This window comes from Desulfotomaculum copahuensis, from assembly GCF_001655685.1.
Lineage (GTDB): Bacteria > Bacillota > Desulfotomaculia > Desulfotomaculales > Desulfovirgulaceae > Desulfotomaculum_G > Desulfotomaculum_G copahuensis.
The window spans coordinates 177800-191496 of sequence record NZ_LYVF01000047.1 but is presented as its reverse complement, the minus strand read 5'-3'; the positions used below and the strand labels follow the sequence as shown (position 1 = coordinate 191496).

The 13697-nt window shown below is 58.6% G+C and carries 14 protein-coding genes; all 14 read right to left on the bottom strand.

Annotated features, from left to right (window positions below; all coding sequences use genetic code 11):
• Positions 1-269: 269 nt before the first annotated feature.
• The 14 genes from A6M21_RS04185 to A6M21_RS04120 all read right to left on the bottom strand — a co-directional run bounded on the left by A6M21_RS04185 (position 270) and on the right by A6M21_RS04120 (position 13561).
• Complete coding sequence (locus A6M21_RS04185; RefSeq protein WP_066666667.1) at positions 270-2528, bottom strand: polyribonucleotide nucleotidyltransferase; 2259 nt, start codon at positions 2526-2528, stop codon at positions 270-272.
• Between the two features lie 246 nt (positions 2529-2774).
• A complete protein-coding gene (gene rpsO / locus A6M21_RS04180) occupies positions 2775-3044 on the bottom strand; it encodes a 30S ribosomal protein S15 (RefSeq protein ID WP_066666614.1) in 270 nt (89 codons plus the stop codon).
• Positions 3045-3135: 91 nt separating this feature from the next.
• Positions 3136-3357 (bottom strand): hypothetical protein, encoded by a 222-nt coding sequence (locus tag A6M21_RS04175; protein WP_066666613.1) that lies wholly within the window; start codon positions 3355-3357, stop codon positions 3136-3138.
• A gap of 10 nt (positions 3358-3367) precedes the next feature.
• Positions 3368-3595 (bottom strand): hypothetical protein, encoded by a 228-nt coding sequence (locus tag A6M21_RS04170; protein WP_066666612.1) that lies wholly within the window; start codon positions 3593-3595, stop codon positions 3368-3370.
• Positions 3596-3763: 168 nt separating this feature from the next.
• Positions 3764-4690 carry a bifunctional riboflavin kinase/FAD synthetase gene (locus A6M21_RS04165; RefSeq protein ID WP_066666611.1) on the bottom strand — a complete coding sequence of 309 codons (927 nt, stop codon included), beginning with the start codon at positions 4688-4690 and terminating at the stop codon, positions 3764-3766.
• Between the two features lie 213 nt (positions 4691-4903).
• On the bottom strand, positions 4904-5833 hold the full coding sequence (gene truB / locus A6M21_RS04160; protein WP_066666610.1) for a tRNA pseudouridine(55) synthase TruB: 930 nt from the start codon (positions 5831-5833) through the stop codon (positions 4904-4906).
• A complete protein-coding gene (locus tag A6M21_RS04155; protein ID WP_066666609.1) occupies positions 5821-6804 on the bottom strand; it encodes a DHH family phosphoesterase in 984 nt (327 codons plus the stop codon). The genes truB and A6M21_RS04155 overlap by 13 nt, the downstream gene beginning before the upstream one ends.
• Entirely contained in the window at positions 6797-7159 is a 363-nt protein-coding gene (gene rbfA / locus A6M21_RS04150; protein ID WP_066666666.1) for a 30S ribosome-binding factor RbfA, read from the bottom strand. Before rbfA ends, A6M21_RS04155 begins: the two co-directional genes overlap by 8 nt.
• 189 nt (positions 7160-7348) lie before the next feature.
• Positions 7349-10390, bottom strand: coding sequence for a translation initiation factor IF-2 (gene infB, locus A6M21_RS04145; RefSeq protein ID WP_066666608.1), 3042 nt, complete (start codon positions 10388-10390; stop codon positions 7349-7351).
• Between the two features lie 80 nt (positions 10391-10470).
• Positions 10471-10788 (bottom strand): L7Ae/L30e/S12e/Gadd45 family ribosomal protein, encoded by a 318-nt coding sequence (locus A6M21_RS04140; RefSeq protein WP_066666607.1) that lies wholly within the window; start codon positions 10786-10788, stop codon positions 10471-10473.
• Positions 10785-11054, bottom strand: coding sequence for an RNase P modulator RnpM (rnpM, locus tag A6M21_RS04135; protein WP_066666606.1), 270 nt, complete (start codon positions 11052-11054; stop codon positions 10785-10787). Before rnpM ends, A6M21_RS04140 begins: the two co-directional genes overlap by 4 nt.
• Positions 11055-11074: 20 nt before the next feature.
• A complete protein-coding gene (gene nusA, locus A6M21_RS04130) occupies positions 11075-12178 on the bottom strand; it encodes a transcription termination factor NusA (RefSeq protein ID WP_066666605.1) in 1104 nt (367 codons plus the stop codon).
• A gap of 27 nt (positions 12179-12205) precedes the next feature.
• The gene (locus tag A6M21_RS04125; RefSeq protein WP_427854595.1) at positions 12206-12652 is read right to left on the bottom strand and encodes a ribosome maturation factor RimP; all 447 of its coding nucleotides are present in this window, start codon (positions 12650-12652) and stop codon (positions 12206-12208) included.
• A gap of 234 nt (positions 12653-12886) precedes the next feature.
• Positions 12887-13561 carry an MgtC/SapB family protein gene (locus A6M21_RS04120; protein ID WP_066666603.1) on the bottom strand — a complete coding sequence of 225 codons (675 nt, stop codon included), beginning with the start codon at positions 13559-13561 and terminating at the stop codon, positions 12887-12889.
• Positions 13562-13697 lie beyond the last annotated feature (136 nt).

The following is a 13697-nucleotide window of genomic DNA, read 5'->3' as shown; positions in this document are numbered from 1 at the left end:
CGGAGAACACACTACAACAATGATCTTTTTCCCCTGATAGGGCTGTCCCGCCCGAATGGCGGCAAAAATGTAAATACCCCTGAATTACAAAAAGGCGGCCGCCTCCGCCTATAGTTTGCCGAAAATACAAAACCCCACCCGGTTTGCCGTGGTAGGGAGTTGTGCCCGGGCCGGGGCGTTTTATCCCCGGCTGACTTGTTTTACCAAGAGATGAGTTTTCCTCTTCATGCCTGCTCAATTTTCGTCCGCCGCTGCTTGAAAAGATAAGTTTAGCGGCGGCCCTGCCTGGCCCGGGGCGGCCTCTTGCGCTCATGGCCGCCGTTCTCATGACCGGCGCCCTCCCGTCCGGAACTGGCCGCGGCCGCACGCGCCTCCTCCAGTTCGCCCGGTTCCGGCGGCACCGCTTCTTTACGGGAAAGTTTCAGACGGCCCTGGTTGTCGTAGCCGATGGCTTTGACTGTGATGGTGTCGCCCTCCTGACAGATGTCCTCCACTTTATTCACCCGGTGATGCGCCAACTGGGAAATATGCACCAGGCCTTCTTTGCCCGGTGTACCCATGACGCCGGGAACAACTTCAACAAAGCAGCCGAAATCGGTCACCCGGGTCACCCGGCCGTTGTAGACCTCGCCGGTGACCACATCCCTGGTCAGGTTGCGGACAATTTCCAGCGCCCGGTTGCCGGCCGCCGGATCCACGGCGGCGATGAATACCCGCCCGTCATCTTCGATATCAATCTGCACACCGGTCTCTTCAATGATTTTTTTGATGATCTTGCCGCCGGGTCCGATTACGTCGCGGATTTTGTCCGGATCGATGCTGGTGTGGATGATCCGCGGCGCATAAGGTGACAATTCCTGACGCGGACCGGGAATCACTTCCAGCATTTTGCCCAGAATAAACATCCTGCCCGCGTGCGCCTGGGCCAAAGCCCGTTTCAAAATGCCGCCGGTGACTCCGGGGACTTTGATGTCCATCTGCAAGGCGGTGACACCCTCCGCCGTACCGGCCACCTTGAAGTCCATGTCTCCCAGATGGTCTTCGATTCCCTGGATGTCGGTGAGCACGGCCACCTGTTCGTCTTCTTTGATCAGCCCCATGGCCACGCCGGCCACCGGCGCCTTGATCGGCACCCCCGCGTCCATCAGGGCCAGGCAACTGCCGCAAACGCTGCCCTGGGAAGTGGAACCGTTGGACGAAAGCACTTCGGACACCAGGCGAATGGTATAGGGAAAAACCTCTTCCCCTGGTATGACCGGTTCCAGTGCGCGTTCGGCCAGAGCGCCGTGTCCGATTTCCCGCCGGCCCGGTGAGCGCATGGGCTTGGTTTCACCGGTGCTGTAGGGCGGGAAGTTGTAATGGTGCATGAAACGCTTGGTTTCCTCCAAACCGAGTCCGTCCAGGATCTGTTCTTCGGAAATGGCTCCCAAGGTAGCTACCGAAAGCACCTGGGTTTGACCACGGGTAAACAGTCCCGAACCGTGTGTACGGGGCAGCACACCCACTTCCACGGTGATCGGGCGCACCTCGTCCAGCCGCCGCCCGTCTATACGTACCTGCTCATCAAGGATCAGCCGGCGGACCGCTTTTTTCTCCACGGCATCAAGAACGGCGGTAATGACGGCTTCTTCTTCCGGATAAGTTTCAAGGAAGCCGGCCAGCAACCCGGCTTTTACTTCATCCAGATATTTTTCCCGCCTCTTTTTATCCAGCCGCGCATCCACACAATGCCTGACGGCGGCGGCGATTTTTTCCTCCGCCGTGCCGGCCACCGCTTCCTCAACACCCGGGTCCACTGAAACTACGGCCGGTTCGACCTTTTCCTTGGCCAACCCCATGGACAGTGCCCCGGCACGAAACTGCTCAATGAAGGACACGATTTCCTTTACTTTTTCGTGGCCGGACAAAATACCCTCCAGCATCTGCTCCTCGGGCACTTCTTTGGCGCCGGCCTCAACCATCATAATAGCCCCGGACGTACCCGCCACCACCAGGTGCATGCGGCTTTTTTCCGCCTGCTCCACAGTCGGGTTGATCACATATTCCCCGTCCACCAAACCGACGATCACTCCGCCAACCGGTCCTTGAAAGGGAATCTCACTGATGTGCAGCGCCGCCGAAGCGCCGATCATGGCAACAATCTCCGGCGCGTTATCCTGGTCGACGGATAGTACCGTGGCCACCACCTGCACTTCATTGCGGCACCCCTTGGGGAACAGCGGACGGATCGGCCGGTCAATCAGCCGTCCCGAAAGGACGGCCTTTTCGCTCGGACGGCCCTCCCGCTTGATGAAGCCGCCGGGGATTTTGCCCACCGCATAAAGTCTTTCCTCGTAATCCACAGTGAGGGGAAAGAAGTCGATGCCCTCGCGGATGTTTTCAGCCATAGTGGCCGTGACCAGCACCACTGTATCCCCGTAGCGGGCCAGCACGGAACCACCGGCCTGCCCGGCCACCCGGCCCGTTTCCAGGCTGAGTGTACGTCCACCGATGGACATTTCCTTTTTTAAAATTGGATTCTGGTACATTAAAAAATAGCGGACCTCCTCGTTTATGCAAATATTAACAACCATGTTTTCTTCTACATAATAAATAGTATTTCCTGCAAAAGGGTGAAAAAATACTTCCTCCCCGGTAACAAACAGCGGCGGCAAGCCGGTCCGTAACCGGCGGCTTGTACACCGCCGGCAACCGGCTTGGCATAAAATTCGTTCCCCGGGCGGGCGAAGAACACACCGCCGGCCGTAACAGCAAAGTAGAGCGGGTAACCCGCTCTACTTGCGTAAACCAAGTTTTTCGATCAGCTGCCGGTAACGGTCGAAATTACAATTGCGCAAATAATTCAGCAGCGCACGACGTTGTCCGACCATTTTCAACAAACCGCGCCGGGAGTGGTGATCCTTTTTATGAATCTTCAGGTGCTCGGTCAGATCATTGATCCGCCTGGTAAGTATGGCCACCTGGACTTCCGGCGAACCGGTATCGTTTTCATGCAGTCTGTGTTCAGTGATGATAGTTTGTTTTTCCGCAGTTGTGATGGACACGGTGATTCACCTCCTTGTCTGTCTGAATCGCTGCCGGCCAAGCTAACCGCCGGAGAACGGGTTCCCTAGCCGGCAGTTCACGGGATATATTTTACTTCCCGATAATGGTGATGACCAAACGACCGCCCGGAATGTCCTTGGCAACCAGATCAAAAATACGCCCCGACCGGGCGAAGAAACCGCGGAAGCGGGTGGCGGTGGGAATACGCCCGGGGATGTTGCCGGCGGCATTGATAATATCAGCCGTAGAAATGCCGTCCTGGCGCAAATCCTTTAACCGCTTGCGCGCATGCTCGGTGATGATGATCCGCATGACGCACGTCCTAACTTGTTTCCGACCGGCAGGCCGGAAATTCTTCTTCCTGGGCCAGGAAGGTATACAGTGCGTCTTCGAAGGCGACCAGCGCGTAGTTTTCCACCTGCGCACGGCTGTAAACCTGCTCCAGTTCTTTTTTTAATTCCTGGAATTCTTCGCTCAGGCAAATCAGGGCGATATGATTAAGCCACTTTTTAATTTCTTCCTCCGGCGAGTCGAATTTGGGTACACCCATGTTTTACGTCTCCTTTTAGGCTCAAGGCGGCTTTCCGGAGCCGTGCCTTCAAACTGGGACGTTCAACGTATTAATTTTAGCATAATCCCGCAAGCAAGTAAACATTTGTAGCATTTATATTCATTAACGGATATGATTTTCCACTTATATTTTTCCAGTCCGGTTTCGTTATTCCACACCGCGCGCCTGGACAATATCCCGCCTGATCTGGGCCACCAACTCCCCCGGGGAAGCGAAGCGCCTTTCCGCCCGCAGGCGCCGTTCGAACCGGACGAGCATCCAGCATCCGTACAGATCGCCATGGAAGTCCAGCAGGTGAACCTCCACATTGCGCCGGTGATTGTTGCCGTGAAAAGTGGGCTTGACACCCACATTGGCCACCCCCAGGAAGGAATCCCCGTCCATCAGCACCCGTACGGCATATACACCGTTGGCCGGAAGCAAAAGATCCGGCTCCGGCTCCAGGTTGGCCGTGGGAAAGCCCAGTGTATTGCCCCGCCGTTCCCCGGCCACCACCGTTCCTTCTACAAAAGGGGTATAGCCCAGGTATTTTTTCGCCCCGGCCACATCCCCGTCCATCAGCAGGCCGCGGATCAGCGTGCTGCTGATCACCCGGCCGTCCACCTCCACCGGTGGCACCACGTGTACATCAAAACTGTACCGGCGGCCGTATTCCAGCAGCAATTCCGGGTTGCCCCGGCCCCGGTGGCCGAAGGTATAATTGTATCCGGCGAAAACGGCCTGGATCCCGAGATTGTCTACCAGTACCTCTTCAATAAACGCCTGCGGCTCCAGGCGGGCAAATTCCATGGTGAAAGGTACACGCAACAGCACCGCCACGCCCAGACGGTTCATCATACGCCCTTTGGCTTCCTGGGTGAGCAGCAGGGGAGGTGCCTGTCCGGGACATAGCACGGCCATGGGATGGGGATAAAAGGTGAATACGGCCGGCGTACCACCGGTTTCCCGGGCGGCGGCGACCAAACTTTCGATCAGCTTACGGTGACCCAGGTGAACACCGTCGAAATTGCCAAGGCCGACAACGATCCGGGGGTGTTTTCCCTTGATTCCCTGCCACGTTTCATAAACCTGCACTGTGCTCAATCCTCCAAAAAGCAGTGGTCAGAAGTCGGATGCCGGGTGTCAAAAAAACTCTTTGGCACTGCCCCGGTTCATCCCGGGACTCTGCCATTATTTCGCACTGACCGGGGCATTGCAGCGGCGCGGAATAACCACTGCCTCCCCGCGGCCGGCAAACTTGCCCGGTTATATATTGTTCAGGTTAATTACAGGGTGCGTTAACCGTGTTTATGTATTATCGACTACTGTCGCCGGCTGGAAGCAGTACCGGCCGGGGCGTCTTTCGTCGGGCAGGGCGCGTGCCACCGCCAGCAACCGGTCTTTCGCCCGCAGGCGCACCATGCCGCCGTGCTCCGGGATGCCCTGCATGCCGGCCACTCCCGGCTGGTACAGACAGTTGCCGTGCCGCACCGCCGCGACCGACGAGTCCCTCACCTGTACGGCCGGCAGGTGCGCCAGGGCGCAATCGGCATCCGTGATCATCCCGGCCAAATGGCCTTTTCCAGCCGCCGCGGCCAGTTCTTCCAGGGTGATGGCGCCGGAAAGGGTGAAAACACCGGCGCGAACGCGCAACAAAAAGCTCATCGTGGCCCCGCAGTCCAGCCGCGCGCCAAGATCCTGACAGAGGGAGCGGATATATGTACCGGCGGAACACTCCACATCCACCAGCACCCGGGGGCGGGCGGTACCCCAACCGGTTCCCGTCGTCAGACTGATTCGGTGGATGATCACCCGCCGGGGCGTTCTTTCCACTTCGACACCCCGGCGGGCCAGCTCGTAAAGCTTTTTACCCTGATAGCGCACCGCGGAGGTCATCGGCGGCACCTGGCTGATTTCACCCGTGAATTCCGGCAGGATCCGGGCCACCTGTTCCATGGTCAGACCACGGGCGTCACTTATGCCGGTCACCCGTCCAAAGGTGTCGCCCGAGTCCGTGCGGTAGCCGAAGGTTATTTCCGCCCGGTAGGCCTTGTCGTGTTCCATGAACTGGATCAACCGGGTGGCCCGGCCCAGGCAGATTGGCAGCACTCCGGCCGCCCCCGGGTCAAGGGTTCCGGTGTGCCCGGCTTTTTTCTGCCCGCTCAGCCGGCGCAAATAGTTCACTGCGTCATGAGAGGTCATGCCCGGCGGTTTTAACAGGTTGATTATTCCGTCCATGCTTCTTGCACCGCTTTTTCAACCGCCGCAATCACCTGGGTGGTCAGCCGGTCCAATTCTCCGGCCACCACGGCCCCCGAGGCGCGCACGTGACCGCCGCCGCCGAACAGGGCGGCCAGTTTGTTTACGTCAACCCGTTCCTTGGAGCGGAAGCCGATCTTAAACTGCCCGGGCGATGTTTCCCGGAAGATGACAGCCACTTCCACCCCCCGGATGGAACGGATGTAATCGATCAGCCCGTCGGAATGTTCTTCCCTGGCTCCGAGACTTGTCATCATTTCCGCAGTGACGTGCATCCAGGCCACCCGCCCGCCGGCGGACAAATTCAGGTTGGCCAGGGCGGCCTGCAGCAAGCGCAGGTGGAGCAGCGACTTCCGGCTGAAAAGCAGGGTGTTCAAAAGCGGCGCGTCAGCCCCCTGTTCGATCAGCGCGGCCGCCCGCCGGTGGGTGGCCGGCGTGGTATTCTGATAACGGAAGGAACCCGTGTCGGTGACAATGGCCGTATACAGGCAGGCGGCAATATCCGGTGTGACCGGAATCTGCATTAATTGCAGCAGGTCGAAGATAATCTCCCCGGTGGCCGCCGCCCGCGGATCCACATAAAAATAACGGGCAAAGTTCGCATCGCCGCCGGCATGATGATCCACGCTGACCACCGTTAACGGCCTGTCCAGCAGTAAGCGCAGCGCCCCCAGGCGGGCGGGCACAGAACAATCCAGGGCCATGAACAGGTCATAGTCCCCGTCCAGACCGGCCTCCCCGATCCGGAACCGCTCCGCCCCGGGCAAAAAGTCGTAGATATCCGGCAGGGGATCGGGACTGGCCAGGGTTACCCGCTTTTGACGTGCTTCCAGGGCCAAACCGAGCGCCGCCGCCGAACCGAGACAATCACCGTCGGGCATGACATGGCCGCACAGGATCACATGCCGGCACTCCTCCAGCGCCCGGGCGACTGCGGACAAATCATTCATGGGGCGCCTCCTCCCGGTCGCTATTGACCCGCTGCAGCAGTTCAATCACACGTGTGCCCCGGGCGATGGATGAATCCAGTTTAAAAGTAATCTCCGGCGTACAACGCAGGCGGATGCGCCGGCCCAGTTCACCACGCACATAACCCTGGACACGGTTCAACACCTCCATGGCGGCCTTTTCCTCCTCCGGCGTGCCCAGTACACTGACGAAAATCCTGGCGTAACGGAGATCCGCGGAAACTTCAACACCGGTAACGGTAACAAAGCCCCGGCGCGGATCCTTGATTTCGTTTTGCAGCAGATCAGAAACCTCTTTTTTGATTATTTCCGCCAGGCGTTCCGGACGATGAGACATGCCCGACACCGTTCCTTTCTTCATAGAAAAAATATCTATCAAGAAATTCCTGCCTCATCGACCCATGACTAAACGGTTTCCCGTCCGCGCCAGCGTGATCTCCACAGGCTGAATTACCGGAGAACCCCGGTATCTTTTGGCTTTAAGCAATGCTTCCCGCATTTTAGCTTCTGACGGCTGCTCACTGATTTAAGCCAGTTCGCGTTTGACCGCTTCGGTGGTAAATGCTTCGATGTAGTCTCCTTCCCTGATTTCATTGAATTTTTCCAGGGTCAGACCGCATTCGTAGCCTTGCACAACCTCCCGCACGTCATCCTTGAAACGTTTCAGGGAATCCAATTTCCCCTCGTGAATGACCACACCGTCACGGATCACCCTTATCCCGGCGTCTCTTTGCAACTTGCCGTCCACCACATAACAACCGGCGATGGTGCCCAGACGGGATACCTTGAAGGTTTTGCGCACTTCGGCGCGGCCAAGCACCACTTCCCTGTATTCCGGATCCAAAAGACCGCTCAGGGCAGCCTTGACATCGCCAATGGCGTCGTAGATTACGCGGTACATGCGGATATCCACTTTTTCCATTTCCGACGCCCGCAAAGCATTGATGTCCGGCCGCACGTTGAAACCAATAACAATTGCGTTGGATGCCGAAGCCAGCATGATATCGTTTTCAGAAATCGCCCCTACACCGCCGTGGATGATGTTCACCTTCACCTCATCGTTGGAGAGGCGCTCCAGTGATTGTTTCAGCGCCTCCACAGAACCCTGTACATCGGCTTTGATCACCACCGGCAGCTCCTTGACCTGGCCTTCCTTGATGTGCTTGAACAAATCGTCCAGCGAAATCTTGGGCTGCGCGGCCTTGAATTCTTCCTCCCGCCGGCGGTTGGTACGCTTTTCGGCCACCTGGCGGGCTGATTTTTCATCAGGCACCACATAGAACAGATCCCCGGCCTGGGGTACTTCACAAAAGCCAAGCACTTCCACCGGGGTGGAGGGTCCGGCCTTTTTAATCCGCCGGCCTTTGTAGTCCATCATGGCCCGCACCCGGCCCCAGGCTGTGCCGGCCACCACGTTGTCACCAATATTCAAGGCGCCGTTCTGCACCAATATGGTGGCCACCGGGCCGCGTCCCTTGTCCAACTCGGCCTCGATCACCGTCCCCCGTCCCGGCCGTTTGGGATTGGCCTTTAAATCGCTCACTTCCGACACCAGAAGAATCATTTCCAGCAGATCCTCCAGGCCCTGACGGGTTTTGGCGGAAACAGGCACCAGGATGGTATCCCCGCCCCAGTCCTCGGCCACCAGGCCGTATTCGGTAAGCTGCTGCTTGACCCGGTCCGGGTTTGCCCCGGGTTTATCCATCTTGTTGATGGCCACGATAATCGGTACCCCGGCCGCCCGGGCGTGGTTGATTGCCTCCACCGTCTGGGGCATCACCCCGTCATCGGCCGCCACCACCAGGATGGCGATGTCGGTGACCTGGGCGCCGCGGGCGCGCATGGCCGTAAAGGCTTCGTGCCCCGGGGTGTCCACAAAGGTGATCTTCTTATTATTGTGCTCCACCTGGTAGGCTCCAATGTGCTGAGTAATGCCTCCGGCTTCGGTGGCGGTAACATTGGTTTCCCGGATGGCGTCCAGCAGGGAGGTTTTGCCGTGATCCACGTGCCCCATCACCGTAACCACACTGGGACGCGGCTGCAACAGAGCCGGATCTTCCTCCGGTTCCTGTTCCAGCAATGCCTCGGCGTCCAGGTGAATCTTGATCTCCACTTCAAAGCCGAATTCACCGGCCACAATGGTGGCGGTTTCACTGTCGATTTCCTGGTTAATCGTGGCCAATACACCCAGCATCATCAACTTTTTAATTACTTCGGCCGGGCTCTTTTTCATTTTTTCGGCCAGTTCCTGGACGGTAACCGATTCCCCAATCACCACCGGTTTCTTTTCCACCGGCGCGGGCGGCTGTTTAACCTGCTGCCTGTTGTCCGGGCGGTAACCTTTTTTTCTTTGTCCCGGCCGCATCTTGCGGTCGGGCTGATGTTCGTCATGCTCGCGCCGGCCGCGGGCGGGCGCCTGCCGGGTGGCCTCCCGCAGCTTATCCTGCTTGCCGCGGGTTTTATCGGCCTTTACCTTGTCGCTGATCGCCTTGATCTCCTGGGGTACTTTGGGCACCTTCAATTGATCGGGGCGCGGCCGGCCCTGGCCGGTCCCCCCGGACGGCCTGCCCTGACCGGCGCCGAACGAACGCCCCTGACCGGCACCGCCTGACGGCCTGCCCTGACCGGTCCCGGCCCCTCCGGACAACCGTCCCCCGTTGTATCGACCGGGGGATCGTCCGGCTTCCGGACGGCTGTTTCCAGTTCCCCCGGCCTGCCCGCCGGCCGTCCGGGAACCGTTGTTCCGGACATACTCCGGCCTGGCGGTATTGTCCCGGGTACGTCCTTGTTGCTCCGGGGCACCGGCCGGCCTTTCCGTTACCCGGTTGGTCCGCCGGACATCCCCGGCGCCGGGTGTGTTTTTTTGCTCCCGCAGCGGCGCCCGGTTGTCACGCGCGCCGGCCGGACGTTGCTCCCTTACCCGGGAACCGGTTTCCGCAGTGCCGGACGGTTGCCGTTCCCCGGCCCGGGTGCCGGTTTCCCCGCGCCCCGCCGGCTGCTGCCCGGCGGACGGTGCCTGGCCCTGCCCGCCGGCTTCCGCCGTCGTCTCCACCGCAGGAGCGGCGGACCGCGGCGGTTGTTGCTGCCTGGCGCCCTGTGCCTGGCCGGGCAAATCCACTTTCAAGGGACGCTCCATAAAACGTTTATCCGGCGGGCGTGAAGGCACCCGGTCGACCAACCCGGGCCCCCGGTCGTAACGCGGGGGGTTGTTCCGGCGCCCGTCGGCGTTCCGGGAACGCTCGCCGGACCGTTTTTTATCCCCGCCGGCGGGCGTTTTGTTCTGCAGCCCCTTTCCGGCATCCGGCGCGCTGTTCTGCGGCCCTTTTCCCGCCGCGCCGGCATTGCCGGCCGCCCTTTTTGCCGCGCCGGCGGTATTGTCAACCGTTTTGTCATCTGCCGGCTGTTTTCCACCGGCGGCCGGTTCCTGCTTTAAACGGGCGACCACACTGTCCTCCAGCGTGCTCAGGGATGATTTTACCTCTATGCCCATCTCACCCAGCCGCTGCATCAACTCTTTATTCTCCAGGCCAAGCTCCCTGGCCAGTTCATGCACCCTTTTTTTTGCCATGTAAACACCTCCAAAACTGGTGAATAGCCGTTAGCCGTTGGTCGTTAGTCGTCCCGCCACTAACCACCAACGGCTAACGACTAGTTTTCATTCTCTTCCCCGTCAATGACCGCCAGGATTCCCCGGGCCAAATGCCTGTCCGTAACCACCGCCACCGCCCTGAGGGGGCATCCCAGCAGACAACCCAATTCAGCGCGCGAACCAAAAATAATTACAGGCAGCGCGGCCGCCGACGCCAGTTCTTGAAACGCCCTGGCGGTACGTGGCGCGGCATCGCCGGCCAGCACCAACAAGTGTGCCCGGCCGCGGTTGACAGTCTGCCGCACAGCCGTATCACCGCTGACCAGTTGCCCGGCCCGCCGCGCCAAACCGAGTAACCGCTGTACTTTTGCGCTCATTGTTTGGCCAGCCCCTGTCGGAGAGATTCGATAACCTCCGGCGCAATTGGATTCTGCAACGCTTTTTCCAGCCGCCTGGCTTTCACCGCCTGCTGCAAACAGTTTGGATCGGGACAGATATAGGCGCCCCGCCCGGCACGCTTGCCGGTATGATCCACTTCCACCCTGTTTTCGGGGGTGCGCACAATCCGGATCAGTTCTTTTTTCGGCTTCATTTCCTGGCACCCCACGCATTTGCGCAAAGGTATTTTTTTTACCCGGGGCACACCCGGTCACCACCTTTGAACTAGATTTCCAGATCCTGCTCACCGGCCGGCTGATCCTGATAATAATTCTGGTATTCTTCGGCGTAAATCTCCTGCATCTGGGATTCACTCTTGATATCGATTTTCCATCCGGTTAATTTGGCAGCCAGACGGGCATTCTGACCTTCCTTGCCGATGGCCAGGGAAAGCTGGTAATCAGGCACAATCACCCGGGCTATTTTTTCTTCTTCCCAGATTTCCACCGCCACCACTTTGGCCGGGCTCAAGGACGCCGCAACATATTTTGAGGCATCACTGTTCCACTTTATAATATCAATTTTTTCTCCGTTCAGTTCATTGACAATGCTCTGAATGCGCGCCCCCTTGGGACCGACGCAGGCACCCACCGGATCGACATTTTCATCCCGTGAGTAAACAGCTATTTTCGAACGGTAACCGGCCTCCCGGGCCACGGATTTCAATTCCACCAGTCCTTCGGCCAGTTCCGGCACCTCCAGTTCCAAAAGCCGCTTCAACAGACCCGGGTGAGTACGGGAAACCATGATTTGCGGTCCCTTGGTTGTCTTGCGCACTTCAACGATATACAGTTTGAGCCTGGTGCCCGGCCGGTAATCCTCCCCCGGCATCTGCTCGGAAGGAGCCAGCACCGCTTCGGTTTTGCCCAATTCGATAAACACGTTTTTTTGTTCCACCCGCTGAACGGCACCGTTGATGATATCGCCTTCCCGGTTGGCATAAGACTCAAAAACGATATTGCGTTCGGCCTCCCGGATGCGCTGCACCACCACCTGCTTGGCCGTCTGCGCCGCAATACGGCCGAAATTGCGCGGCGTTACCTCCCTTTCTACAACGTCGCCCAATTCATAACGGGGATCGATTTGCTGCGCTTCGGCCAGGGAAATTTCCTGACGCGGATCCGCAACGTCCTCCACCACGGCATACTGGGCATATACTTTGAAGTCCCCGTTGTCCCGGTCAATAACCACTCTGGCGTTCTGCAGGGAACCGAAATTGCGCCGGTAGGCGGAAAGGAGCGCCGCCTCAATGGCCTCCAGCAAAATATCGGTAGCGATGCCCTTCTCCTTCTCCAGATCCTTCAGAGCCGTTAGAAATTCGGTATTCATCTTTAACCACTGCCTCCTAAAGAGCGATTAAAATTCCGCTTTTAACCGCGCTGCAGCCACCTGTTCCATTGGAATGACCAACTGCCGGCCCTGTATTTCCAGTTGCACCGATTCTTCACCGGCGCCCACCAGAAGGCCGGTAAACTTTTTCCTTCCTTCAACCGGGGCAAATGTGCTCAACTGGATCATCCGTCCCTGAAAACGCCGGAAATCATCCGGTTTTTTCAACGGCCGCTCCAGACCCGGTGAAGAAACTTCCAGGTGGTAGGACTGGGGGACGGGATCCACCTCATCCAGCCAGCGATCCAGCTTTTCGGACATTGCCTGGCAATCGTCCAGCGTCACCCCGCCCTCCCGGTCGATAAACAACCGCAGATACCAGTTACCTCCCTCCTTGACATACACCACATCCACCAGTTCCAGACCGAGTGCGGCCGCCATCGGTGCGGCCGCTTCCTCCACCTGCGCCGCCACTTTGTGCCTGACGATGACCGGCTACCTCCTTTTCCCGGCAAACCGGCAAATCGCCGGCAACCGGTCAAAAATATCGATTAAAGGTATAGTATAAGACGAAAGAGTGGGCGTTACCCACTCTTGAACAATTGGCGCAAAACAAGGCTTAAGAAGCCAAAAAAAAGTATATCATAAAAATAATCCATTGACAAGGGAAATAAAAGATGTCCGTAGTACGGCGGCAGCGCTCCATGGCTATAACACCTGGTTTTCCACCCGGTGCACGCCTGACAGGGAGGCCAGTTTGTTCAAGACCTCAACCCGGTTGACACGGTAAGGGAAGGTTACCGCCACCTCCAGCAGCTGACGGTCGCTTTCGGGAATCTTCTGTATATCTATACGCTTGACCTGAATGCCGAATTCCTTTAGTACGGTGCCAATCATCTGTACATCGCCGGGCTGGTTGCCCACCACAATGCTCAGCGTGTCCTGCCGGCGCCAGTTGCGCACCACATCCTCCAGGGCACCCAGGATGATCAGGGCAAAAAGCACCAGCAGCGTGCCCAAAGTGGCGGCCAGATAAAAGCCGCCGCCCGCCGCCAGACCCACACAGGCCACCACCCACAGGCTTGCTGCCGTGGTCAGACCCCGCACCAGGATACCTTCCCGCAATATGGCCCCCGCCCCCAGAAAGCCGATGCCGCTGATTACCTGGGCGGCCACCCGGGCGGCGTCCCCTTTGTATTGAAAATGCAGTCCCTCTGAAACTATCATCGCCAGCGCCGCACCGACACAGACCAGAATATGCGTACGGAAGCCGGCCGAATAAGTACGGATGGCCACGTACAGACGCTCCCGCTCCAGCCCGATCAGCCCGCCCAGGACCAGGGCCAGGGCCAGGCGGATGATTACTTCTCTTTCGGTAAGCACCGGGTGTCACCTCCCTGGCACAACCCGCTGGCGTAAAACAGCCGCGCCGGATGACATCAGCACATGCCAATGAAACGATCAACAGTTCCCTGGAAGTAAAGGTGACGGTCATTTTTCCGCCGGCACCTCCCCGGCG